Consider the following 24,346-nt stretch of genomic DNA (forward strand, 5'->3'; position numbering starts at 1 on the left):
AGAAGCTCGCGTACCGGCGATCCGTCAAGAGCCGTTGACATCGGCGGCTGTATAGTGTATACTGGTCTTCTGATTGTAAATGAGAGGAACCTGTATAGTACACTGCAGTAGAACTGGCGCGATCAATGTCTAAAAACCTTTCAACGGCGCTGGGCGCGTGCCTTTTGCTCGTCGTTCTGTCGTTTCATATATCCATCGCCTGGCAGGATTTCGGCACGCTTGCCGCAAACGGGTATCTCTATGACGACAGCTTCTATGCCTTTCAGATCGCGAGGAACATAGCTGGCGGAAACGGCATCTCCTTTGACAGCATTCATTCTACGACCGGGTTCCAGCCCCTTTATGTATTCATGCTCGTCCCAGTCTATATGCTCTGCGGAACGAGCTGCACAATCCCGATCCATGTCGCCCTTTCACTTCTGTCGATTTTTACAACATTTACGGCGCTTCTGATCTACAGGATCGCGAGAAGGTATGTCGCCCGCGCCGCGTCACTGGCAGCCGCGGGGCTCTGGGCGATCTCGCCTATCGTGACCAAACAGACGGCAAACGGACTTGAGACGGCGATCACGACTTTCATGATAGCCCTGAGCATCTACTATTATCTTTCCCGAGTGCGTCCCGCGACCCGCCCCATATCCATCCGATTCTTCATTCTCGGCATATTTTTAGGCCTGACCGTTCTAAGCCGGATAGACAGCGTCTTCCTGGTCCTGACGATCCTTCTCGACTACCTTCTTCTGCTCAGGAAAAGAAAAAGTCCTGTTTCGGTGCTGCTCAGCCTTTCCCTCATCCCTCTTGGCGTGATCGTTCTCTACGGGCCCTGGCTTATCTTCAACTTCATGCAGAGCGGAAGCGCGCTTCAGGACAGCGGCACCGCCACGCGCTACCTTTCCCTTGCCTACGCGTCATATTTCGGGCAGGGCTCGAAGGATCTTTCCTCCGTCGGCCCCGATCCTTCATTTGTATGGTCGCAGGTGGTCCATTCAGTCTCGGCGATGAAGGTGATCCCGCCGCTTCATATCCTTTTCAGAATCATCGACAAGGCGGGCGGGGCGATCGATTCCTACAAGACTTTCCATTCGGCCGGTAATATCCTTGGATTCATTCTTCTTTTCGCCGGCATAATCAGCATTGCCAGATGGCGCAGGGAGAGAGGAAAAGCGCTCAGGCGGGAACTCGATTTTCTTGTGCTCTTTTCGTTGCTCCTTCTCGCCTCGTATTCTTTTTACATATTCGGCACCTTTTTCTTCCTGCGATATTATTACCCGCTCTATTTTCTCGCTTCGATCTATTCAGCCTTTTTTATCCAGGACTTATTCGACTGGGTCGGATCAAAGAAGCTTCTCGTCCGCAGGCTCTCTTTTTCTTCGGGGCTTGCCTATCTCCTTCTTTTCGTGGCTTTTTCCCTTTCCCAGGCGTACAGGTCCCGCCCCGTATATCCCTTTTACGATATAGCCGGCTGGATAGAGGAGAACACGTCGGCAGAAGACAGGATAGGAGTCTTTCAGGCGGGGACAATAGGTTATCTCTGCGACAGGGAGGTCATAAACCTCGACGGCAAAGTCAACAGGGAAGCGCTGGCCGCCATGAAAACAGGCTGCCTCAGGGATTATATCATCAAGGAAGGTATAGACCTGGTCGTCGATCATTCCCAGATACTCGAGATCTTCCTCGCGCTGCCCTCCGGTGACGATTCCCCGATCCCGATCCTCAATGAGAGCGAAGAAAATTCGTCAGGCTGGATCGCCGTCCGCGCGGACAGATGCGGCAACCACATTCCTTCTGCCGGAACTGAGACCTCGAGCTCGCTGCTTCACCTCTGGAAATGACCCGGGGAAATCTCTTTCATCTTCCGGGGCCACCCGCTGCTGCCAGTTAAAGATTGCGCTTCCAGTATCACGCGGCCCAGTCATCCTCTTCGACTTTCCTTACCTGGAGCCACAGCACGCTGCGGGAAATGACGCCGGAGAGCAAATAAGCCGTCGCTATCCCCGCAAAGATCCCCGTCAGGCCAAAAAATCTTGCCCCCACCCACGCCAGGGGCACTGTCAGAATAAAGACCTGCGCCGCGCCAAGGGCGGCCGCCTGCAAAGGCCTGTTCAGTACGTTTAGGACTCCCGTTACGAGATGGAAAATTCCGAGTGAAAAATACGCCGCCGGAACGACCCTCAGGTAAAGGACGATCCCTTCTACGACTTCCTGGTCTTTAGTGAATATCATGGCGATCGGCCTGGCGAAAAGGGCGAGAAGGGCGAATGCTCCAGCCCCCCACATAACGGCAAAACGGTTGCTCAGGATTATACCTCTTCTCAGCCTGTCGAATCTGCCTGCTCCCCAGTTCTGCCCGACGAAAGGGGCAAGGACCGAGGAGAGGGCCATTATGATCGCGATGGCGAAAAATTCTATCCTGTTGGCGACGCCGAGCGCGGCAACCGCTTTAGGACCGAAGACGGCGATTATCCCCGTAATGATCCCCAACCCGATCGGCACTACCATTCTCGTCCCGGCAGCTGGAAGAGCTATGTAGAGGATCCTCTTCCATGAATCGAGCAACACCGGCAGGGATGGCCTCTCGAAGGTAATCATCTTTTTCTTTTTATAGATCACCAGGAAAGAGACGATAAAGGTCGTCATTCTGGCTATGACGGTGGCGAGCGCCGCGCCTTTCAGACCGAGCCGTGGGAATATCCACGGGCCGAATATAAGGAGCGGGTCGAGGACGACATTGACAGCGACCGCGGTGAGCATGATCTTCATCGGGGTCCTGGTATCCCCCGTAGCCCTGATCGAGTTGTTGCTGACCATAGGAAAGACTACGAATATGAGGCCGAAATACCAGATCAGCATATATTCCCTGACCATCGTGAGGACCTCTCCACTGGCCCCGAGCCTGCCGAAGACAAAGTCTATCGTGAGAAATCCCGCCACCGTAAGCACGGCGACGCTTGCCAGCGAGAGTATCAGGCCGTCGGTCGTCAGCCGCTGGACCTGTTTCCAGTCCCCTTCTCCTATAGCTTTGGATATTACCGATGCCGATCCTATCCCGATCCCCAGAGCGAAGCGCGTGAGCACGAGCACTACGGGGAGTGTGAAGCCGAGAGCGGCGAGCTGCATTGTTCCAAGGCGGGCAATAAAAAAGGTGTCGGTGAGATTGAACGCCACCATCGCCACTATCCCCACAGTCATCGGCATGGTGAGCCTGGCAAGAGTCCTCCCTATAGCTCCTTCAGTCAGAACTGCCCTTACGATCCCTCTCCCCCCTCTTCCGTCCTGTATTTCGCCTTTTTGCTGCCGCTGTAAATATCGTATCTCTGGTAGCGGCATTCGATCGGTCCGTTGAAGAGCTTTATCTTCTTTGACGCGCGAAGCCCCACTGATTTGAGAGCTTCGAGATTGGAACTGATGATCCACGCCTCGTACCCTTCATATCGGGATTTGAGCGTATCGCCGATACTTTTGTAGAAAAGAGCTATCTGTTCTGCTCCGAGTCGTTTGCCGTACGGTGGATTGGAGACCAATATTCCCGGCCCCTCCGGCGGCTCGATATCAGTGACGCCGCCCTGGCGAAGTTCGATGAGCCCGGAAAGCCCGGCGCGCTCGATATTGTTTCTCGCCATCTTTAAAACGCCTTTCGAGATATCCGATCCGACGACCGCGCGGCGCGTCTTTCCAGCTACTTTAGACGCAAGTTCCTTCATGATCTTTTTATACAGCGCGCTGTCGAAATCTTTCCATCTTTGAAACCCGAATTTTTTTCTCGACAACCCTGGCGCTATCGAAGCGGAGATCATCGCCGCTTCGATCACGATCGTTCCCGATCCGCATAGAGGATCGATAAAACTTCTCGAACCGTCATACCCGGCAAGCATCACCATCCCTGCGGCGAGCACTTCGTTTATCGGCGCCGCCGACCCCTCGAGCCGGTATCCCCTCCGGTGGAGAGGGGCCCCTGAACTGTCCAGCGATATCGCGCATTCGTCGGCGTCGATGTGCAGGTTGATCCTCAAATCGGGATCTTCCCTGTCGACCGAGGGACGTCTTCCATAGCGATCCCTGAACTGATCGACGACAGCATCCTTGATCCTGAGCGCGGCGAATTTTGAATGGGTGAAATATTTCGAGTGGACTACGGAATCTACCGCCAGAGTACCGTTTTTGTCCAGATGTTCCTTCCAGTCTATGTCGCGGGCGATCTCGTAGAGTCTCTTTTCATCGCGTACCTTGAAGCTTTTCACCGGAATGAGAAGCCTTGAACAGGTCCGAAGGGAAAGATTGGCCCTGTAAAGAAGCTCTTTGTCCCCCATGAAAGAAACGGCCCGGTTAAGAAGCTTTATTTCTTTGGCGCCAATACTTTCGAGTTCTCCCGCGAGAATGGGCTCAAGCCCGAAAAGGGTCGTTGCCGTTATTTCATTATTCATTTATCACCGGTCGATCCTGCCATCGCCGCCCCTAGCGGCGTAAAAGTCCGACCATCTCCCTGACGGCATTCTCTATGCCGACGAAGACAGCTCTTGAGATGATACTGTGGCCGATATTAAGCTCCTCTATTTTTTCGATCTTCACGATCGGGTGGATATTATGATAGGTCAGACCGTGCCCCGCGTGGATATGAAGCCCGTATTTCGCCCCGGCAGAGGCAGCATCGACTATATCTTTCAGGGCGGCCTCGACAGTTCCCCTCGTCGCGTTGGCGTATTCGCCGGTATGTATCTCGATAGCGTCGAAACCCAGCCTCGAAGCTTCCTTTATCTGGTCCCTGTCAGGCCCTATAAAAGCGGCCGTTTTGATCCCTCCTTCTTTCAGCGCCCTTACGATCCCGGCATATTTCTCCGCCCCGCGGATCAGGTCCAGCCCCCCTTCTGTCGTCACCTCTTCGCGCCTTTCCGGCACCAGGGTGACCGAGTCCGGGTGCAGCGCCAGAGCGATCTCCTGCATCTCCGCGCTCGCCGCCATCTCAAGATTTACCAGGGTCTGGGCCATCTCGCTGACCAGCCTGGCATCGCGGTTCTGGAAATGCCGCCTGTCTTCGCGCAGATGAAAGGTGATCTGGTCGGCCCCTCCCATCTCCGCCATCATCGCGGCGGTGACGGGATCAGGCTCCGTAGTCTTCCTCGCTTCGCGAAGCGTCGCGACATGATCGATATTCACTCCGAGCCTTATTCTTTTCAACGTTCCTCCCCTTTCGGCCTTTTATTTCCCATCTTCGAGCATTTCCGACAAATATACCATTTTTATCCCCCGCTTGCGCGATTCTTCGATCAACCAGACGAGTTCTTTCAGGCTGTCTCTTCTCACGTGCATTATAGCGGCTACCTTCCCCTTTCGAACAGCCATTGAAAGAAGTTTTTTCATGTTTTCCCTGGTGTTTTCCTTTTTGTTATCGAGAAAGAGATCATTTCTGCCACTTCTCACCCCGACATCGACGGCAACTTCGGCGACTACCGATCCTGGCGAAGTCAGGCTGTCGAAAAAGAAAAGCCTCTCCCTGCGGCAGACTCTGAGCACAGCCTCCATCACCCTCCGGTCGGCAGTGGCCCTTGAACCCATGTGGTTGTTTATTCCGGATACGCCCGGCGTATCTCTCAGGGCCCTGGCGACTATATCCTCTATCTGCGCCTCTCCCATGGAGACCCGGACAAGCGGTATGTCGCCGACATCGTCAGCGTCCTTCTCCGGTTCCATCGGTAGATGGCAGAGGACCTGCTTTCCCGCTTCCCTGGCGAGCCTGCATATCTTTGAGGAATGCTTCAGCCCCGGGATGACTGTGACCGTCAACGGCGCCTTCAGCGCGAGGAAGTCCCTTACCAGGTTGTTGTTGAAAAAACCGAAATCGTCGACGACCACGGCTATCATCGGTCCGGCGCTCTCCGGCAGCGTATCTGCCTTCCTTGCTCTTTCCCGGCTGATATAGCACCTGTGGGTGACATGGCGCTTTGTCCCCACCACGATCTCTATCGAATAGTCCCTTTTAACTTCCCTGCCTGAACGTATAAAAGCTCCCGTCGATTCGACCGCCCTGTCGATCGCGGCGTTGACCTGGACGAGCGATGCTTCCCCGGGGATCTCGATCTGGACTGCGCTGGCGCAAAAAGGTTTTTTCCTTCCGTCCTCTTTTACTATCCTGATCTGTTCCCCGGCGATCCCGAGCCGGCTGGCCTGGTACCTTATCCTCTTGTCTATTTCCTCCCGGACAGATTCAAAACGCGTGTTCAATGTTTTTTCGGGAACGACGAGATCGAGGTAATCAAGGATGAATACATTCCCTCTCGGTTCCTGAAAAAACCTGTAGAGGGCGAATATTATTATTGCAAGGGCGGCGAGGGAACAGGCAAACCTCCGGTCGAAGGCCCACGACGGCGACTGTCGTTTTTTTTTCGATTTTTTCCCAGCCATCCCGGTCCCCCGTTATCTGTTCCTCGTGTCGGTTCCTGTTTCCGCGGGGCTGCCTTGCCGCAACCGCCGCGCAAGGCAGGACTACTATAGTTGCCAGAAGCAAGCTGTGTCAAGGGTTCGGGCGAAGATGGCAGGCGGGTAGAACAAAGCCCCCGCTGCCAGGGCGGAGGCTTTAAACCCGTATCGTTTCCGATCGTCCGTCGACAGGGTATTAACCTGCCGGCCTGTCATAGACTATGAATATCGCCCATTTGTCCGGATCATCATGATGCGGCCTGATTATAAAGTCGACATACATCCCCACCCCGGAGAGGGGAACAAGCTCTCCATGATGGTCGATCGTCGTCGTTATCGTATACTGCCTCGTTGTCAGGTAGCATTCGTCGCATATATCAGTGTAAGGCTGCCAGCTCCCGGGAGAGGGATCGAGGGAAAGGACGAGGGCGGTGGCGTTGTTCCATACGTACATCGACCCCTCGACATCCTCGGCGAGAGTCATGAAGGGATCACCGCCGACCGGCACGTCGTCGGGCTGGTAATAGAATACGTACTCCTCTCCTTCGCCCTGGTAGAGGATGTTGGTGTACTTTTCCTCCAGTTCGATCTTGCTCACCCTGTTGTAATACTTGTAGCAGAGGCTGATCGTCTCGATCACATCCTCTTTCTCGTAAAGCTCGGGCCAATCGATTTCGACCGGCGGGGGTGGTTTCTTGTCCGTTTCGGGGTTAAGTATGCACCCCTCTATAAAAAAGAGCGCGGCTGAAAGATAAGCCGCTGCCAGCAGGCGATTGGATATTCTACTCATAATTACTCCTCCTGTAGTGGATTTTAACATATTTTCTCTGTTATCGCAAGGTATCAAATAATGAATTGCGGTATATCTTACTTTCGCCTTCCTACAGGGGGCCTGGTCACTGCAGCGTTTTTCTCAGGTAACTTGACGTGGTATATTCATCTGAATAGATATCCGTATCCTCCCATCTGACAAGGACCCATCCCACCGAGCCTTTCTCTACGAAGAACTTCGCTATCCCGGCGTATATGACAGGCTCGACCGAACCCTCCGCCTCGAGGGTTATCACATACATCCCCTCGAACTCCGCCTTTCCCACCCCGATATTCTCGCGCTCGAAGATCCCGTCCTCGTCGCCGAACTGTATCTTCCTCTCCCCGGTATAATCTCCTTTCAGCCTGTCGAGAAAGTTGATCTCGTTCTGCTTGTTCCAGCTTGTGAATTCCGGCCAGTCCTGGACCCTGGCGACAAACTCGAACTTCTCGTCGAGGCTTCTTTCATAATTGGAATTCGTCACCGCGTGAAACCCCGAACTGAGGTTGAGAAAGACATCTTTCGGAGAATTCGGTATCGCCCAGGGATCGCTGTCCTCGCCGGGCTGCTGCGGGACTCTGGCGTCGAAGAGACACCCTGAAAAGACGACAGCCGTCGCGACGAGTACTACTGAAAATATTCTTTTTTTCATACTGACCACCTAAAAATCAAGCGTGAAATTCGCGTTTATCTCCCAGAACTGCCTTCTGTCCTCCGAGAGGAAGGGACCGTATCTTTTTACATACGCTATATTGAGATCGAGCCTGCCGCTATCGGTAAACTCCGTCTTGTTCTCCATCCCTATCCTGAAATCTCCCGATTCGCTCGGAGAAGAAGTCCTCACGACCCTTTTTCCGTCGACGAACCCGAGAGAGTTGCTAACCTGGTCCTTGAACTGCGTCTCGACAAAGAACGCCATATCCTCTTTCGGGGTATAGTTGAGATTCATCCTCAGCCTATGCTCGAGGTTTTCGTTCGTCGGCCCGTACAGCCTCGCCCCCCCGTCCCTCGAAGTATAACTGCCAGTATCCTTCATCTGATACCTGTGGTTGAATCCGAACCTGAGTGGCCGCCATATCATGAAGGTCGCGTCGGTAGTAAGAACTGTGTTCCTGTTGAGATAGTTCCTGTCAGGGTCGAAGGAAAATTCCGTATAGTCCACCTTGATCTCGTACCCCTGTTTGATCGTGACCCATTTCGCCGGGGATATCGAGAGTTCGGGAACGAACTTGTACTGAGAGTCGATCCTGTTGTCTCCGGAAAGCGTCGCGTCGATATTTATCGTCTCCCGCCGGTTCACGCTCCCGGTGATGCTGGTCCTTATGACTCTGAAGAGGTACGTATCGATCGTTCCCGCAAGCGACGAATAGAGATAATCAGCGTCCCTTGGATTCTGTTCCTTTTTCTTGAAGAATTTCTGCTTGAGGGTCATCGAACCTTTAAGCGACACCCTGAGAGAATCATGGATCGCGTGGTTGAGCGATCCGTTCATCTCGTAATCCTTGACCCGATAGCTCGCCACCGATGTCGGGCCGAACTCGGTATCGGATTCTCCCCTGAGCATCGAGACCGACAGCGCGCCGTCGTCCGAGTATCTGTACGCGACGCTCGCCTTGAGATCGTTCGTCTCCAGTTCTTTGTTTCTCCGGTCTTCTATGAGAAAACGCTCGTCGGAATAGTTATGATCAAACTCTATTTCGACCGACAGGTCTTCAAAAGGTTCGATAGCCGTCTCCACCCGGAGGATCTCCCCCTTTATCCGGTTCTCTTCCCTTTGCGCGTCCTCCGGCCTGTCGAGGGCCTGCATCGAGTTTCCGAGCGGCGGATCTACCCTTCTCATCACGCCGATCTTTTTCGAATATTTGACCTTTAGAAAGCTCTCGTCATCACCGGTGATTTCGAACGCCGCCCTGAAAGTGTCGACCCTGCTTGTGATGCCGTTGAATTCTATCGGTCCGACATCACTCGCTTCCCTCTTGAAATTCGTTCCGAATCCGCCCCCTATCCCTATCCTGTCGCCGAGAGTGTAATTCTGGTACCCTCCCGTCTCAGCGGCGAAAGTCTTGTTGTACTTGAAGTCCTGCTGACCCTTCGAGCCCCTGCTCTTGAGAAAGAACTTTGTCTTTGAAGCTCCAAGCCTCGGATTCATATAATCAAAGTCGGCACCAACCGACTCGTCTTCCATTATGATCTCTTTCCCGTAGAGAGAAAGCCCGAGGCTCTTCTGTCTGGAGTAAGTCTCCCCGATCGAGATATTCAGGGTGTATTTCCCCGGATCGGTTTTCAGCGCCGACGCGAGGAAATTCTCCATGATCATTGTCATGTCCCTGCCACGGAATTTTTTCTCCGTGACTGTGAGGTTGCCGTTATATATCCAGCCATCTGCCGCCTGGTAGAGGGAAGACCCCCCCGTTTCTCCGAGGTAGTATGTCTCTGTGAATTGAAGTTTCGAAGTCGATTTTATCGACAGCCTGTCGATCCTGACGGTGTCTGCCACTGCCGGACTGGCAGCTACCGGCGAGGGATTGGGGGAACCCTGACCGCTTTCATCCGCCGTGGCAGGATTCGCCGTGGCAGCGGCGATATAGAATGCCGCCATCGATATTATCGTCTTTCCACAAAAGCTCATTGCTGCCTCATCAACTCAAGATATCTTTCAAAGAGAATGAACCATTGGCCGAGAGAAAGCTCTTCCGCTCTGCTCCCGAGATCGACTCCCGTTTTTTTTTCGAGCTCAAAAGAAAAACCCTTTTTGTCGACGCCCCGGGGCCCTTCAATAAGATTTGAAATTTTTTTCCGCCTCTGCGAAAAAGCCATTTTCAGAAAGAGGAGGAAAGATCTCCTCTCCTCCGGGGCTCCCGGGATCTGTTTCGGCTCGAACTTCAGAACGACGCTGTCTATCTTCGGTCTCGGCCGGAACGATCCGGCTTTTACAGCGGCGACCTTTTCAATCCCGAAATACGCCTGCATAAAGACAGAAAGGATACCACAATCGCGTTTTCCCGGCGAAGCAAGAATCCTCTCGCCCACTTCTTTCTGCATCATTATCACCGAACGCGTGCTTCTGACCGCTTCAGGCAGTTTGAGCAATATCGAACTCGTCAGCATATAAGGGATGTTGCCCGCGATGACATATTCAGCCCATCCTCTTTTTTCCCCTTCTAGATCGAAATCGATATCGATGATATCGGCGTCGACGATCTCGACGCTGCCGTACGAATGGCAAACCTCCCGCAGCTGGCGCGCCAGACCGGCGTCCACCTCGAACGCGGCAAGACGCGCTCCCGCTTCGGCAAGGGGTATTGTGAGAGCTCCCTTTCCCGGGCCTATCTCGAAGACAGGTACAGGTCCACCCTGCATCACCGCGCCGACTATCCGGCCGATAACCGCTTTTGAGATCAGAAAATTCTGACCGAGGCTTTTCCTTGGCCTCTGACCTGACTTTTCTATCAATCCTTGCCTCCGGCTAGATCGAAAATATTTCTGTTTTCCCAGGGGAATCGCGTCGGAGCCTTTCCACGCTCAGCGGAAGGCTTATTCGCCTCTCGTTCCGCAACGCGGGCAGAAACCCTCGTTCGCCTTATATTCGATGTTGCATACAGGACAGAAAAACGAGGAGTCGAGATGTTTTTCTATCACTTTCTGCGCTTTTTCCCATTCTTCCGCCTGTACGAGTAATATCATACCAGAAGGATCGAGCGATTTCAATAAAAGAGACTTTATCCCGTTTTCACGAAGGATCTTTTCGCGATGCCCGGCAATGAAACCGCGCCTGAAAAACCCTATTCCCTGCCACTTAACTCTGCCGGCCTCCTCGAAGTGCCTGTCGCAGACCGCTACTCCATCGATCAAAAAATCAACGCTGTCGGTCTCTTCTCCGCATATCGCGCATCGCCTCGTCTTATTCACCCCTGATATCCTGTCCTGCCGCTCCCGATCCATTCCTGGATCAGAATATTCCCGAAGCGGGAGCTATGTGGTATTTTCGAATTTTAAACTCCGCGCCCTTTATCTTTCCGACCAGTTTTCGCGCTTCCCCGATATCTACCCCCGGGTAATCAAGGACCGTCACGATAGTATCAATCCTTGAAGCAGCCGCCTTTCGAATAAAATCAAGGACCGCGTCGAAGGCTTTTCCACCGGCGTCGGGCCTGCAGAGCCTCAGATACGAATCCCTGTCGGGAGCATTGAGGCTTATCGATACCGACGAGAAACTCTCTTCAAGTTCGGGGATTATATCGCGCCGGTTTATCATGTTTCCCTGCCCGTTCGTATTGAGCCTGACCGGAAGACCGGCCCTTTTCACCATGCTTGCGACCTCCACGATCTCCTTCACTCTCGTCGCAGGTTCCCCGTAACCGCAGAAGACGATCTCTTTGAATTTTCCTTCGTCAAGATACTTCCCCGCTGCCGCTGTCATATCCGCGGGCGAAGGATCGACGGCGAGATCGAGGTTGTAACCGTATAGTGTCTTCCCCGGCTGTTCGCGTGAGCAGAAGAGACAGCTGTTCGTGCAGCTTGAAGTTGGATTTATATAGAGCCTGTCGCCGATCGAATACGCCACGCTTGCAGGCAGATCTCGCTCTCCATGCATCAGTCTGCGATAGTTCACCTCCGCGGCCCGTTCGATGTCGGAGACCCCCACGCTCCTGAGCCCGGCGAATTTTTCGGCGATGATCTTTACGTAGGCCGGTTCGTTCCTTTTTCCCCTGTACGGGACGGGCGTAAGGTAGGGACAATCCGTTTCGAGGACGAATCCAGAGGAAGGGAGCCTCTCGACGATATCGGGAAGCTTCGAATTCTTGTACGTCAGCGGTCCGCCTATTCCCACAATAAACCCGAGTTCAAGTATCTTTGCCAGTTCGTCAGGCCCTCCCGAGAACGCGTGGAATATCCCACCCGCTCGCGAAGCGCCCTCTTCCTCAAGTATCCTTACAAGATCCTCGAAAGCGTCCCTGCAATGGATGACTATCGGTTTCGAAAACCGCAGCGCCAGCCCGATCTGCCTTCTCAACACATCCTGCTGGACATCTCTCGGGGAAAGGTCCCTGTAGTAATCGAGGCCGATCTCCCCCACGGCGAGGACTTTCTTTTTGAGAAGAAGAGGTTTGATCTTTTCCTCGAGAGAGGGAGACCAGTCGGTCGCGTGATGAGGATGTATGCCCGCGGCAGCGTATATTCCCGGATATTTTTCCGCCAGCGCGATCGTGGCGTCGATAGAGGAAGGATCATATCCAACGTTGAGGATCTCCCCTATCCCGGCCTTCCCGGCTCTTTCCATCACTTCACCGAAGTCGTCCCTGAACTCGGACATATTGAGATGAGCGTGAGAATCAATCAGCATATCTCTGTCAATCCTTGAAAATATCTTCCGGATCTTCCTGTATTCTCGGAAAAAGAGGGGAGGGCTGACTTATCTTTACCGCCGCGCAGCTTTTCGGAGGAAGATCGTCCAGCGAAAGGCCATCCTGACCGAGCTGCCCTGACAGCTCTTTCATGCGCTCCGGCATAAAGGGGGAAAGGACGACGGCCGAGCTCCTGAGCACGGCAAGCAGTTCCCTGAAAACCGCTTTCAACTCCTCCTTTTTTGATTCGTCTTTCGCCAGAACCCATGGGCTTTTTTCCTCTATATACCTGTTCGCTCTCTGTATGACAGTCCAGAAAGCCCCTAGCGCCCTGGAGAATTCAAGGTTTTCCATATTCTCCCGGTATCCATCGAGAGCGGTGGCAAGATCTTCGTAAAGATCGTTGCGCGAATCGAAAGGCGCCTCGTCGATATTCCCGCCAAGATATTTCGAGATCATCGCGAGGGTCCTGCTGGAAAGATTCCCGAGTTCGTTCGCCAGGTCGGCATTATATCTGTTTACCAAAATATCGACAGATATATCCCCGTCCTTGTCGAACGGGACTTCCCTCATGAGAAGATACCGGAGAGGATCAGCTCCGAAGACTGCCGCCATCTTTGCCGGATCCAGAATATTTCCCCGCGATTTGCTCATCTTCTCCCCGGCGAGCGATATGAATCCGTGAGCAAAGACGCTTTTCGGCAGTTCTACTCCCGCGGCCATAAGCATCGAGGGCCATATTACGCAGTGGAACCTTGTTATATCCTTGCCGATCACATGAAAATCGGCGGGCCAGTACTTTTCGAATGCGCCGCTTTCTTCCCCGCCGTAATCGAGAGCTGAGATATAGTTGGTCAGAGCGTCGAACCATACATAGACGACATGACCGGGATCGATCGGGAGAGGGATCCCCCACGCTACTCCCGCTCTTGATATCGAGACGTCATGAAGTCCGCTCTTTATCACGTTAAGCACTTCGTTCGCCCTCGTCTTCGGCCTGATGAAACCTGGATTCTTCTCGATATGATCGAGAAGCGGTTTCTCGAATTTAGACAGGGCGAAGAAATAGTTCTCCTCGCTGATACTTTTCGGCGCCTGCTTGTGGCTGGGGCATAGCCCGTCGACCAGGTCTTTCTCGCTGATGAATTCCTCGCACGATTCGCAGTAGAGTCCTTCGTATTTTCCCTTATAGATATATCCATTCTCGTGGATCCTGGTGAACAGGCAGCTGACTGCCTTTTCGTGCCGCTTCTCCGTCGTATGTATGAAATCGTCGTACGAGATATTCAGTTTTTTCCAGGTCCCGGTGAATTCTTCCGACATGATCCTGCAATAATCGAGCGGTTCCATATCTCTTTTTCGAGCTTCGCGTTCGACATTTGTGCTGTGCTCGTCGTTGCCCATCACAAAATGCGTCTCGAACCCGCAGAGCCTTTTGTACCTTGCCATACAATCGGCCCCGATCTTTTCATACGCCGTCCCAAGGTGGGGTTTCTGGTTCACGTAGTCGATCGCAGTCGTGATATAGAACCTCTTTTTACTCATCCTTCTCCCGATCGTCATTCGTCAAGATCTTCATCCTTGAATTTCTTGAGCAGTTCTTCCTCGTCAATGATCTCATCCTCGGGTTCTTCCTCGATCTCGCATATCCCGAGTTCTTCCCTGAATTTATCAAGAGATATCTCTATCGTATTGGCATCCTCGTCAGTAAGAGAGATCGTCTCGTTGAACAGGTTGATCTTGTCCAGCCTGTGTCTCGATCCGAAACATTTTATCTTGCTCCCGACTTTCGGGATGTCCTTCATCAGTTCCATATAATCAGACAGTTCGTACGCGAGGCAGCACATGAGCCTCCCGCAGGCGCCGGATATCTTTGCCGGTGTCAGCGGCAGGTTCTGATCTTTCGCCATTTTGAGCGTCACCGGTTCGAAGTCCTTGAGAAAAGTCGAGCAGCACAGCCTGCGGCCGCACATCCCCATGCCGTCGAATCTTCGCGCTTCGTCCCTTACGCCGATCTGCCGCAGATCGATCCTCGTCCTGAAAACAGAGGCGAGGTCCTTGACGAGTTCCCTGAAATCGATCCTGCCGTCCGAAGTAAAGTAGAAGGTGATCTTGTTTCCGTCGAACTGGTACTCAACGTCGACGAGTTTCATGTCGAGTTTATGGCTTTCCGCTTTTTCCTGGCATATCGAGAGAGCTTCCTTTTCCTTCTCCCTCACCTCTTTCATCATCTCGAGATCTTTATCGGTAGCGTGCCGGACGACTTCTTTCGCGTTTACCGGGATATCCCTGGCATGTACCTGCGCGAGCGAGATTATAAGACCCATATCTTCACCGCGGTCAGCCTGAACTATGCAATAGTTACCTTTTCTGAGATAAAGGGCTCTTGAGTTTTTGAAATATTCTTTTCTTTGAGCTTTGAACTGGATCTCTACGATTTCCATGAGAGCATCTCACCCCAGTCGATGTTATTGTTGAAAAGGGCAGCAGCAATCTGCTTTCTGTCCCTTCATCACCTGCTTTACGGTGTAAAAGGAATCTAATACCACTTCCCTGCCAAATCAAGGAGGAGTTGGTCCCACATAAGTTCGACGTCGATGTTCCTTCTCAATCCCTGCGAGGCCAGATTCACTTTTCTGATGTCGGCACTGATATCCCTTCCCGCGGCAATATCGATCAAGTCTTTTCCCAATTCCTTCCCCAGCGCCACTGCTTCGCGCGGCGGAAGAGCCCCGGCGTTGAAAAGCAGTACCTGCCGCAGAAGGGATGTCATTTCTTTCAGAAGCGCGGCGGTTTCTTCGCGCGTATATTCATCGGCCATGACCTCCGCCTCGCCAGGAATCTGGCGCGCCTTGCCTTCAATGACGAGCTTCAGCGCCTGGACGGCGTCATTTCGAAGCCTCAGAAACCTTTCGTCAAGAAAATCAGTCCCCCGGCGAAGATTTCCACCAGCCCGCAGAGCCAGTTCTCCCGCCTCTTTCTTTTCGACAGAATAGAATTTTTCAAGAAACTTCGCCGTCGTGCTCTCCGGAAGGTGATCGAATCTGATCTCCTGGCACCTGGAAAGGATCGTCGGAAGAAGCCGTTCGGGAAATTCGGTCACCAGAATAAGAACGGCCGACGAAGGAGGCTCTTCCAGAAGCTTGAGAAAAGCATTTTGCGCCTCGATTGTCGCCATGTGCGCCTCAAAAAGTATTACCGGAGAATATTTTCCCTCGAAAGGATGTTTCGACAGCGTCTCGACAAGCATCCTTATAATATCGATCCCGATGCTCCTCGCCTTGCTTCCGAACTCTCCCTTTTCGAAAAAATTCTCCCTTCTGCTTTCGATGATCACCGGAAGGGTCTTCTCGACCGGTCCGGACGGAAGCGGATAGACAAGATGGAGATCGGGATACTCCAGCCTTCCCGCTTTCAGGCATGCCGGGCATCTTTCTGCGGGGCACCTGTCCGGCGCGAGGCAGTTGAGTCTCGACGCGAGGGAAAAGGCGGCAAGTTCTTTTCCGGAACCTTCCGGTCCGGTAAAGAGAAGCGAAGACGGGATCTTTCCCGTCTCAAGCATCGTTGATATTATCTCCGCCTGCCTTTGCTGACCTTTCGCGATCAGCGAAGCTGCACCAAGGATATCGATCACTTTCCCCCTTTCTCAAGCCATTCTCCCGGATCAAGCGCCTTTTTTGATTTTCTTATCTCGAAATGCAGCGCGCTTTTCGCCACATCTCCCGGTCCGAGAGTCTCGGCGATCAACCCTCCCCTCTCGACCTGCGTCCCCTGTCTGGCGAAGATCTCGGCTATATGCGCGTAAAGAGTATAATAGCCGTCGCCGTGATTTAGTATTATGCAGTTTCCATATCCGGGCAGGACACCTGAAAAATCCACACGCCCCCTTCCGACCGCCAGGACCGGCTCACCCGGCCTTGTCTCAATGTCTATCCCGGTATTATAGGTGACCGTCCCGAATTCAGGATGCTTGAACCTGCCGAACCTCTTTACAATATTTCCCGTTACCGGCCTGCTCAACCTGCCCTTTAACGAGGCAAAATCCTTTTCCCCGTATTCCCCCCATGCCTGGGCCTGTTCGATCCTTGCCTTTTCAAGTTCCTCTATGAAATTCTGCATCTTCTTCTCGGCTTCGGCAAGCTCGGCGACTTTTTTCTCGTATCCCTTTTTGTCAGATTGTATTTTCCCGACGATATCTTTCTGTTTTTTCTCATTCTGTCTCAGTTTCCCGAGTTCTTCCCTTTTTTCTTTGCTGGATATCGAGACTTCAAAAAGGACCTGGGTAATCTGCGATTCCTGCTCCCTGATCTCTTCCCTGCGTTTCCTGACGTCCTCGACCAGGTCGGCATCCCTTTCGGCGATCAGCGAGATAAATTTATATCTTTGAAGCAGATCGGCAAAATTCTCCGCTTCGAGGATCTCCGCCCACGTGTGCCTCGGCCCGTTTTTATATATCTCTCTCAACCGCCTGGAAAGGACTTCCCGCCTTTGCCAGTATATCTGTTCGTTCATTTCGAGGTCGACCCTGAGGCTTTCCGAGCTTTCTTCAAGCATCGCCTTTTTCTCTTCGAGCCCATCGAGGAGCTTACCGGTCAGCGCGGCTTCTTCCCTGAGTTTTTTCAGATATTCCGATTCGTTTTTTTCCCGTTTCTCAAGATCTTTTATCTTCTTTCTCTGCTGTTCGATCTGGCTGCGAAGGTCCTGCAATTCGTTTTCTTTCTTTGTTATCTTTCCACTCAGATCGTTTTCCTGGGCGTGCCCCGGCTCCACGAGAAGCGCCGCCGCGAGTGCAAGGTGGCAGATGATTATTTTTGCAAGGTATCTCATTAGACTATAGAACGGTTTATGATCTTAAAAATCTCCTCAGGGCGGCATAACTTCCTACCGCGCCGAGCAGGGCGCAGAGAAAGACGAAGAGCGCTATAGCGTCCAGTCGAATAAAGACGAGGTCATGGATATATCGACTGGCAAACGCGTGGATGACTCCGAGCAGCCCCACGGCCAGGATCGAAGATACGATTCCCTGCAAAGCCCCCTCTATTATGAAGGGGATCTCAATATATCTGTTTGTCGCCCCGACGAGCTTGAGGATATCTATCGTTGCCCTGCTGTTGAATATCGTCAACCTGACAGTATTCGAAATCACGAATATCACGGAAAGAAAGACTATAAGGCCAAGGACAAGGTCTATTATGTAAAAGCTTCTCACCAGCCTCTCGCCCTTTTCGAACCACCGCTTTCCGAACCTTACTTCTTCGACTCCTTCCCAGGCGGCGATCCTTCCGGCAATCGCGTCCATCATACCACTACTTACATACCCTTCCTTCAGCTTGAGCCTGTATGCGTCAGGCAGCGGGTTGGAGTCAAGGGCATCGAGAAGCTCGTTCCCTTCTCCGAGAGTCTCCCGAAAATCTACGAGCGCTTCCTCCCTGGAGATAAAGACGACTTCCTCGACGCCTGTCTCCGATAACAATTTCACCTGGATCTCCCTGGACCGTTCTTCGTCAAGACCCTCGTCGAGATAAACGTACATCCTCGTCTCTTTGCTTGTTTTGTCTATGAAACCGGCGATATTGAGGGTCACCATCAGAAAAACGACCAGTATCAGCAGAGACAGCCCCATGATGATCACTGAGATCAGATTCGCAGTCTTGCGTCTCCAGAGCATGCTGACTGATTCGTCGAGTATGTACCTGAATTCGTTTATCTTCATTCTTCGTCCCCGCCGGTTATTTCATGCCCCGAAAGTCTTTCGGCGCTTTCGCTGACGCTTGATTCGTCTATCCTGTCTCTGATGTCACCTATATAGATTTTTTCGCTGTCCCTTACTATCGTGCCGTTTTCAAGATATATGATCCTCTGTCCGAAACTTCTGACAAGGTTTATGTCATGAGTAGCCATCAGGACGGCAGTGCCGCCGGCATTTATTTTAAACAGAAGCTCAAGTATATTCTTTGTCGCGACAGGATCGAGATTTCCGGTCGGTTCGTCGGCGAGAAGGATCGACGGTCTGTTCGCCACGGCCCTTGCTATCGCCACTCGCTGCTGTTCTCCACCGGATAGAGTCCGGGGATATTCGTACCGTTTGTGATAAAGTCCTACCCGCGTGAGAATGTCAGTCATCTGGCGCTTGATCTCACCCATCCGCAGACCTGTCACCTTCATCGCCAGCGCTATATTCTCAAAGACCGTGCGATCGTCCAGGAGCCGGAAATCCTGAAAGATGATCCCCATTCTTCGTCGAAGGTCCGGGATTGTCTTTCTTTTCATCCTCGATGAGACGTACGGGCCAACGACGACTTCTCCCGAGGCGGGAATATCATCCATATACAGCATCTTCAGGAGTGTGCTCTTTCCGGCGCCGCTCGGACCGACAAGAAAGACGATCTCTCCATTCGAGATCTGGAGATTGACGTCTGTCAGGCTGAAATGCCTGCCCAGATCCTTTGAAAGGTGATAGACCCCCGCGATTATCCTTTTTTCCTGCGTCATCCCGATATCAGACCCCTGTTTTTTCCTTCCTCTTCGAGAGACACTGCTCGGCAAGAGTGAGAGCCGCTTCGAGGCTTCCGGTCGAGGCGACAGACTTTCCCGCGATATCGTAGGCTGTTCCGTGACAGACCGAAGTCCTGATAATCGGAAGCCCTATCGTCATATTAACTCCGCCGGTGAATCCGTTGATCTTGAAAGGTATCATGCCCTGATCATGATAAAGGGCGATAAAAGCGTCTGCTTTTTTATTCTCCCGGGAACAGAAAAGAGTGTCGGCGGGGACGGGGCCGTCCGCGTCTATCCCTTCGGCCCTTAACTTTTCAATGGCAGGCGCTATTATATCGATCTCTTCCCTTCCGTTTATCCCTCCATCGCCGGCATGCGGATTGAGCGCGGCGACCCTGATCACGGGGGCCTTAATCCCGAAATCCCTGACAAGGGAATCCCTCGTGACCCTCACTCCCGTAATTATGAGATCTTCCGTTATCTGAGCGGAGACGCCGGCGAGAGGAATATCTCTCGTCAATATCAGTATCCTCAGCTTTCCCGAGACCATCAGCATCTGGCAATCGGGCGCGTCCATCAATTCCGACAACATCGCCGTATGGCCGTTATAATGATAGCCCCCGAGATGAAGCGCTTCTTTCGATGCCGGACCCGTCACTATCCCATCGATGAGTCCCTGTTTCGCCATATTTATCGCCAGTTCGACCGAACGGCCCGAGATCAGGCCGCTTTCAGCGGAGGGACATCCCTGTTCGACGTCAAGACCCCCGGTAAGATCGATGAACGCGGGAAATGCCACCGGTCTCTTTCCCGAAAGAGCCTCTTCCGCCGTAACCGCCTCTGCCGCGACCGACACTTCCTCTCCGAGTTCCTTGTTCATCGGCCCGAGACTACCTATGATCCATAGATCCGATCGGTCCAGCCGGCCCCTTCCGAGTAATGTCGTGACGATCTCGGGACCTATTCCCGCCGGGTCGCCGATCGTGAGCGCGATCCTCCGCCTTGTCTCACGCATTCCAGCCTCCACTGTCTCCTTCAAGAGGAGTCTCCCGGATGACTCTGAAGTATTCCGCTCTGTCCTTCCTTGAAATCTGCCCGGTGGGGATCCGCGTAAGTTCGATCACCGTCAGCCGTTCAGGAAACCTTATTTCCACTCTGTCTCCGATCGAGACGATGCTGGAAGGTTTTACGGCCCTTCCATTGAGCTTTATGCTCCCCGCTTCGCATCCTTTTCTCGCAAGGGTGCGCGTCTTGATCAGACATAGCGCTTTGAGCAGCAGGTCGATCCTCATCGCTCCTCTTCGCTCTTTATGTCGACGTGATATATTTCCTTGAGGTTCGCCACGTAATCCTCGAACGTCTTCATAAAGCTCTCTCTCTGGATCAGATCCCTTATCCTTTCTCTCGCTTCATCAAGGTTGAACGGCCTCTCTTCGGTCCATCCATTGACCTTGATGATCCTGAAACCCTTTTCCTCCTCGACCAGAGGGGCTATCTCCCCCGCTTTCAGCCCCTGGATCGATTCAAGAAAAAACGCGGGAAGCCTGTTCACGGCGATCTCTCCTATATTTCCGCCGTCTTCTTTCGTACTCCAGTCTTCAGAGTAGAGCCTTGCCATCTCGGCAAAATCGGCGCCATTGATGATATCCTCCCTGATCTTTTCCGCCATGGCACGCGTCGCGTCGACATCGGTATCTATCTTGATCAGTATATGCCGCAATTTTATTTCATCGCCGCTGACCTCTTCCAGTTTTATCAGGTGAATTCCATGCTCTGTCATCACGGGACCGCTGACCTCGGAGACTGTCAATTTCCGGACCGCTTCCTCGAACCGGGGATTGTCGAGATCCTCGAGTTTTAAAAACCCCAGGCTTCCACCGTATTTGGCGCTTGGCCCCTCGGAAAATGATTTTGCCGTTTCAGCGAAATCGGCTCCTTCCTCAAGCCTTTTCTGTATTTCCGCGATCTTCGCCATCGCGGCTTCCTCCGCGCTTTTCTCGGCCTTCATATAGATAAGTATCTGGGCAAGAGAGACCGTTCCGGGGCGCTTCTCGAACTCGTTATAATGCTCCCTGTAATATTTCCGGATGTCATCTTCCGTCACTTTTTCATTCATCAGCCCTTCACGGTATTTCAGGCTTTCTATCAACGCATTCGCCCTGATCTTCTCCCTCCACTGGGATTCAAGCTGTTCAAGGGTGATGCCCGCCTTCGCCAGTTCGACATCAAGCGCGTCTCTGCCGCCTATCGCTCGAATATTCTCGTTAAGTATCCGGTCGACCTCGGACTCAATCCTCTCCTCAGCCACTTCGATCCCCAGCTTTTCGGCGTGCACGACCAGAAGAAGATGTGACACCAGTCCGTCAAGGATCTCCTCCCTTTTCTGTTTTTCCTCGGAAGCCGGCAGGCTTGTCTTCTGAAGCTGCATGAGCAGCTGCTGGTATTCCATCTCTATGTCACTTGCAAGCAAAGCCCTGTCCTGGACTATAGCGACGACCCTGTCGATGACTTCCCGATCTTTTTCTTCCCCTTCGGCCGGCAATGACAACGCGGCTGACAACGCAACGAAAAATGCCGCGAAAACGACTCTCTTCAATCCCTTCACAACTGTTCCTCCCTTTCCGGAACCGTGTCTCCGCTCACCGGATTTTCAGCCGGGACATCTGCCAGCGGCACGTAATTCTTTTCGAAATATTCTATGTCGGTTGAATTTCTCAACGCCCCGGTGAACTCCTTGAATGCTTTTTCCCGTTTCTCCATGATCAGCCGGCTCATGATCCCTCCCCTGATCTCATCGAGGGAGACTTTCACCCGGGCTTCGCGCATACCGACCATCTTTATTATGTGAAATCCGAAGTCAGATTCTACGATCCCGCTGACCTCGTCCGGTTTAAGGTCGAAGATCACAGTCTCGAATTCAGGGATCATATTCCCTTTTGTCAGATACCCGAGATCTCCCCCGCGTTTGGCGACCGGATCGACAGAATACCTGTTCGCGACCCACGCGAACTGTTTTGTCTTCAGAAGCTCCTGGACTTCCTCGGCCTCTTCCAGGGTATTTACCAGAATATGCCTGACCCTGTACTCGTATTTATACTCATCTCCATGACGGATGAAGTAATCCTCGATCTCTTCCTCGCTCACCTGGATCCGTTCTCGCAGTTCGAGAAAGATCAGGTGATCGGCCAGAAATTCTTTTTCAAGCCCCTTTATCCTCGCCCTTACGCGTGGATCGTTCTGAAGCCCTCTGCGAAGAGCTTCCCGGTAGAGGATCTCCAATTCTACCCAGTGCTGTATGAACCTGCTTTTTTCCTCGACGGAAAAGGGGATCTTTTCGCTTTCCGGCAGCAGGTTCTCAAGCTTATCGTCAGTCAGCACGATATCGCCGACTCTTACTATCGCTCCCGCCGGGATCGCGCGCGCGTTATTTTTTTCCGTTTCCGCGCAGCCGGTTATCGCCGCCACCACCAGAAAAAAAGCGATCGGCAATCCGGCCTGTCTCCCGTTTTTCAATTAGCCACCAGCCTTTTACAGTCTGGTCCTGTTCATCTTCGCTTTTTCCAGATTCTTTTCGTAGATCTCTATTACATACGTTTCGCGCCAGTCTTCCATCTTTTTATCAAGAAGCTCCGATCCCTTTTTCTCCATCAGTTGTTTTTTGATCGCGGACTCGGCTTCCTCAAAGGTGGGGATCCCGCCCGGCTCTATCTCGAGCACCTTGATGACAGCCCACCCTCTTGACATTTCGAAAGGGTCTGATATCGAACCGACCGCCGGGAGGGCAAAAGCGACGCCGTCATACTCGAGATAGTTGCCTGAGGGTATAAGCCCCGTTTTTCCCATGTTATCCTTGACGGTTGGATCCTTTGAATATTTTCTGGTCAGCAAGTCAAAACTTTCCTTGGCCCTGGCTTTCTGCGCAACCATATTCGCGGTAGCCTCATCCTCAAGGACTATGATCTGGTAGTTTCTTTTTTCCTTGGTCCTGAACATTTCCCTGCTCTCTTCGTATTCCTCCCTGATCTCTCTTTCAGTAACGCTGATCTCGTCCTGTATCTGATCCTGGTAGAGCCTGTACACGAGGAACTGTTCGAGGCGCTTTTCATAATTTTCCTTTACTTCCGGCACCTCGAGGACCTTGGCCACCTCTTCCGCGTACACGGGAAGAATCCTGTCATAAATGACCTTCTTCAGGAGCTGGATAATACTGTATTTGCCGGTCGAATGCCGAGGCCTGTCCGGCAGAGCCGTCATGGAATAGAGTTCCTCGAAATCGGCAAGGGTATAGATCCCGTCATCGTATTGACAGATAATAAGCTCTCTGTACTTATCGGGTATCTCGACCCTGGGGGCGTTCTCCCTGGTCACCCTGCCATTGATGAATTCTTCGAACGGGACATCTTCCGGAAGGTGATCATAGGCGATATCGACCGCGTCGCTGTAGATCTGAAGATGTATATCACGTTCGATCTGTTCCTTCAGGAGGTTGCGGCCCTTGTATTCCTTTATCGCGCGCACCCTTTTCCCCGCGTATTCCCTGTCCTTGTCGGGGAGGATCTTGCGTTTCTTCAGTACCTTCAGAAGCCCCCAGCCGTTGTCGGTCATGACCGGAGGAGATACATCCCCCACCTCCATGTCGAAGAGGACTTCCTCTACCCACCAGTGGATCCTGCCGACCGATTCGCTGCCTACATTTCCGCCATTTTCCCCTTCCGGCCCGAGAGAATATCTCTTCGCCATCTCGGCGAAATCCTCCCCTTCCTCTACGATCTTCTGCCTTATTTCGAGAGCTTCATTCTCATTGGCGACCAGGATCTGGGCGAGCGTGTATTCATAATGCATCTGTTCCCAGTAAAAATCGGTCTCTTCTTCCGTCACTTCGACCTTTTTAGTTATCTCCTCGTTCCATAGCGCCGTTATCAGGAAGGGGCCCTTGAACTGTTCCCAGAAGCTCTGGAACGCATCCTCGCGCTGATAGCCGAGAGCATACGCCTTCAGCGTCATTACTTCCTTGTTGACCATATGCCGGAGAAGCTCTTTTTTCCCCTCCATATCATTTGTTTCTGGAAGATATTTATTATCAAGAGTTTCCGCGGTCGTCTCAAATTCCCTTACCGTTACCGTCCTCGTGTCCACCTTCGCGACGACAAGATCTTCTCTTTCAGTCCTGGAGCATCCCATCGCTATCGCGAGGGTGACTCCAACCATTAAAATGATCGTCTTTCTCAACTCTCTCTCCTTTCCGGGCATTTTTCTCATTCTGTCGGTATGAGCCTGTTCG

The 24,346-nt window shown here is 52.5% G+C and carries 22 protein-coding genes; 1 reads left to right on the top strand and 21 read right to left on the bottom strand.

What is annotated here, in order from left to right:
• Nucleotides 1-125: 125 nt before the first annotated feature.
• A complete protein-coding gene (locus JW814_04795) occupies nt 126-1,832 on the top strand; it encodes a glycosyltransferase family 39 protein (protein MBN2070756.1) in 1,707 nt (568 codons plus the stop codon).
• 67 nt (nt 1,833-1,899) lie between these two features.
• On the opposite strand, the gene JW814_04800 is transcribed toward JW814_04795, so the two are convergent.
• The 21 genes from JW814_04800 to JW814_04900 form a co-directional block, all read right to left on the bottom strand.
• Nucleotides 1,900-3,327 carry an MATE family efflux transporter gene (locus JW814_04800; GenBank protein ID MBN2070757.1) on the bottom strand — a complete coding sequence of 476 codons (1,428 nt, stop codon included), beginning with the start codon at nt 3,325-3,327 and terminating at the stop codon, nt 1,900-1,902.
• Nucleotides 3,246-4,421 (bottom strand): class I SAM-dependent RNA methyltransferase, encoded by a 1,176-nt coding sequence (locus JW814_04805; protein ID MBN2070758.1) that lies wholly within the window; start codon nt 4,419-4,421, stop codon nt 3,246-3,248. Before JW814_04805 ends, JW814_04800 begins: the two co-directional genes overlap by 82 nt.
• A 31-nt stretch (nt 4,422-4,452) precedes the next feature.
• Nucleotides 4,453-5,163 carry a pyridoxine 5'-phosphate synthase gene (locus tag JW814_04810; protein MBN2070759.1) on the bottom strand — a complete coding sequence of 237 codons (711 nt, stop codon included), beginning with the start codon at nt 5,161-5,163 and terminating at the stop codon, nt 4,453-4,455.
• A gap of 30 nt (nt 5,164-5,193) precedes the next feature.
• Nucleotides 5,194-6,396: a divergent polysaccharide deacetylase family protein gene (locus tag JW814_04815; GenBank protein ID MBN2070760.1), complete on the bottom strand. Its 1,203-nt coding sequence runs from the start codon at nt 6,394-6,396 to the stop codon at nt 5,194-5,196.
• A 211-nt stretch (nt 6,397-6,607) separates the two neighbouring features.
• Nucleotides 6,608-7,201, bottom strand: coding sequence for a hypothetical protein (locus JW814_04820; protein MBN2070761.1), 594 nt, complete (start codon nt 7,199-7,201; stop codon nt 6,608-6,610).
• 106 nt (nt 7,202-7,307) lie between these two features.
• Entirely contained in the window at nt 7,308-7,874 is a 567-nt protein-coding gene (locus JW814_04825; GenBank protein MBN2070762.1) for a hypothetical protein, read from the bottom strand.
• Between the two features lie 9 nt (nt 7,875-7,883).
• Nucleotides 7,884-9,851: a hypothetical protein gene (locus tag JW814_04830; GenBank protein MBN2070763.1), complete on the bottom strand. Its 1,968-nt coding sequence runs from the start codon at nt 9,849-9,851 to the stop codon at nt 7,884-7,886.
• A complete protein-coding gene (rsmA, locus tag JW814_04835; protein ID MBN2070764.1) occupies nt 9,848-10,675 on the bottom strand; it encodes a ribosomal RNA small subunit methyltransferase A in 828 nt (275 codons plus the stop codon). Before rsmA ends, JW814_04830 begins: the two co-directional genes overlap by 4 nt.
• A gap of 81 nt (nt 10,676-10,756) precedes the next feature.
• Nucleotides 10,757-11,131, bottom strand: coding sequence for a hypothetical protein (locus JW814_04840; protein MBN2070765.1), 375 nt, complete (start codon nt 11,129-11,131; stop codon nt 10,757-10,759).
• Between the two features lie 40 nt (nt 11,132-11,171).
• On the bottom strand, nt 11,172-12,566 hold the full coding sequence (locus tag JW814_04845) for a YchF/TatD family DNA exonuclease (GenBank protein ID MBN2070766.1): 1,395 nt from the start codon (nt 12,564-12,566) through the stop codon (nt 11,172-11,174).
• A 7-nt stretch (nt 12,567-12,573) separates the two neighbouring features.
• Entirely contained in the window at nt 12,574-14,112 is a 1,539-nt protein-coding gene (gene metG, locus JW814_04850; protein ID MBN2070767.1) for a methionine--tRNA ligase, read from the bottom strand.
• Nucleotides 14,113-14,126: 14 nt separating this feature from the next.
• A complete protein-coding gene (locus JW814_04855) occupies nt 14,127-15,011 on the bottom strand; it encodes a stage 0 sporulation family protein (protein ID MBN2070768.1) in 885 nt (294 codons plus the stop codon).
• Nucleotides 15,012-15,106: 95 nt separating this feature from the next.
• On the bottom strand, nt 15,107-16,201 hold the full coding sequence (locus JW814_04860; protein MBN2070769.1) for a DNA polymerase III subunit: 1,095 nt from the start codon (nt 16,199-16,201) through the stop codon (nt 15,107-15,109).
• Complete coding sequence (locus JW814_04865; protein MBN2070770.1) at nt 16,198-17,394, bottom strand: peptidoglycan DD-metalloendopeptidase family protein; 1,197 nt, start codon at nt 17,392-17,394, stop codon at nt 16,198-16,200. The genes JW814_04860 and JW814_04865 overlap by 4 nt, the downstream gene beginning before the upstream one ends.
• Nucleotides 17,395-17,410: 16 nt before the next feature.
• Complete coding sequence (locus JW814_04870) at nt 17,411-18,280, bottom strand: ABC transporter permease (protein MBN2070771.1); 870 nt, start codon at nt 18,278-18,280, stop codon at nt 17,411-17,413.
• A complete protein-coding gene (locus JW814_04875; GenBank protein ID MBN2070772.1) occupies nt 18,277-19,059 on the bottom strand; it encodes an ATP-binding cassette domain-containing protein in 783 nt (260 codons plus the stop codon). Before JW814_04875 ends, JW814_04870 begins: the two co-directional genes overlap by 4 nt.
• 7 nt (nt 19,060-19,066) lie before the next feature.
• Nucleotides 19,067-20,104: a 4-hydroxythreonine-4-phosphate dehydrogenase PdxA gene (pdxA, locus tag JW814_04880; GenBank protein MBN2070773.1), complete on the bottom strand. Its 1,038-nt coding sequence runs from the start codon at nt 20,102-20,104 to the stop codon at nt 19,067-19,069.
• Complete coding sequence (locus JW814_04885; protein MBN2070774.1) at nt 20,073-20,357, bottom strand: hypothetical protein; 285 nt, start codon at nt 20,355-20,357, stop codon at nt 20,073-20,075. Before JW814_04885 ends, pdxA begins: the two co-directional genes overlap by 32 nt.
• Entirely contained in the window at nt 20,354-21,670 is a 1,317-nt protein-coding gene (locus JW814_04890) for a peptidylprolyl isomerase (protein ID MBN2070775.1), read from the bottom strand. The genes JW814_04885 and JW814_04890 overlap by 4 nt, the downstream gene beginning before the upstream one ends.
• A complete protein-coding gene (locus JW814_04895) occupies nt 21,667-22,578 on the bottom strand; it encodes a peptidylprolyl isomerase (GenBank protein ID MBN2070776.1) in 912 nt (303 codons plus the stop codon). Before JW814_04895 ends, JW814_04890 begins: the two co-directional genes overlap by 4 nt.
• Before the next feature lie 15 nt (nt 22,579-22,593).
• Entirely contained in the window at nt 22,594-24,294 is a 1,701-nt protein-coding gene (locus JW814_04900; protein MBN2070777.1) for a peptidyl-prolyl cis-trans isomerase, read from the bottom strand.
• Between the last annotated feature and the right edge of the window lie 52 nt (nt 24,295-24,346).

The sequence above is a fragment of the Candidatus Krumholzibacteriota bacterium genome (genome assembly GCA_016932415.1).
Classification (GTDB): domain Bacteria; phylum Krumholzibacteriota; class Krumholzibacteriia; order Krumholzibacteriales; family Krumholzibacteriaceae; genus Krumholzibacterium.

Excerpts from the sequence above, each read along its gene's own strand:
- JW814_04795 (MBN2070756.1), top strand. The coding sequence starts at position 126 with ATGTCTAAAAACCTTTCAACGGCGCTGGGCGCGTGCCTTTTGCTCGTC.
- JW814_04830 (MBN2070763.1), bottom strand. The coding sequence starts at position 9,851 with ATGAGCTTTTGTGGAAAGACGATAATATCGATGGCGGCATTCTATATC.
- JW814_04805 (MBN2070758.1), bottom strand. The coding sequence starts at position 4,421 with ATGAATAATGAAATAACGGCAACGACCCTTTTCGGGCTTGAGCCCATT.
- JW814_04870 (MBN2070771.1), bottom strand. The coding sequence starts at position 18,280 with ATGAAGATAAACGAATTCAGGTACATACTCGACGAATCAGTCAGCATG.
- JW814_04865 (MBN2070770.1), bottom strand. The coding sequence starts at position 17,394 with ATGAGATACCTTGCAAAAATAATCATCTGCCACCTTGCACTCGCGGCG.
- JW814_04855 (MBN2070768.1), bottom strand. The coding sequence starts at position 15,011 with ATGGAAATCGTAGAGATCCAGTTCAAAGCTCAAAGAAAAGAATATTTC.
- JW814_04875 (MBN2070772.1), bottom strand. The coding sequence starts at position 19,059 with ATGACGCAGGAAAAAAGGATAATCGCGGGGGTCTATCACCTTTCAAAG.
- JW814_04815 (MBN2070760.1), bottom strand. The coding sequence starts at position 6,396 with ATGGCTGGGAAAAAATCGAAAAAAAAACGACAGTCGCCGTCGTGGGCC.
- JW814_04825 (MBN2070762.1), bottom strand. The coding sequence starts at position 7,874 with ATGAAAAAAAGAATATTTTCAGTAGTACTCGTCGCGACGGCTGTCGTC.
- JW814_04845 (MBN2070766.1), bottom strand. The coding sequence starts at position 12,566 with ATGCTGATTGATTCTCACGCTCATCTCAATATGTCCGAGTTCAGGGAC.
- JW814_04820 (MBN2070761.1), bottom strand. The coding sequence starts at position 7,201 with ATGAGTAGAATATCCAATCGCCTGCTGGCAGCGGCTTATCTTTCAGCC.
- JW814_04885 (MBN2070774.1), bottom strand. The coding sequence starts at position 20,357 with ATGAGGATCGACCTGCTGCTCAAAGCGCTATGTCTGATCAAGACGCGC.
- JW814_04800 (MBN2070757.1), bottom strand. The coding sequence starts at position 3,327 with ATGCCGCTACCAGAGATACGATATTTACAGCGGCAGCAAAAAGGCGAA.
- metG (MBN2070767.1), bottom strand. The coding sequence starts at position 14,112 with ATGAGTAAAAAGAGGTTCTATATCACGACTGCGATCGACTACGTGAAC.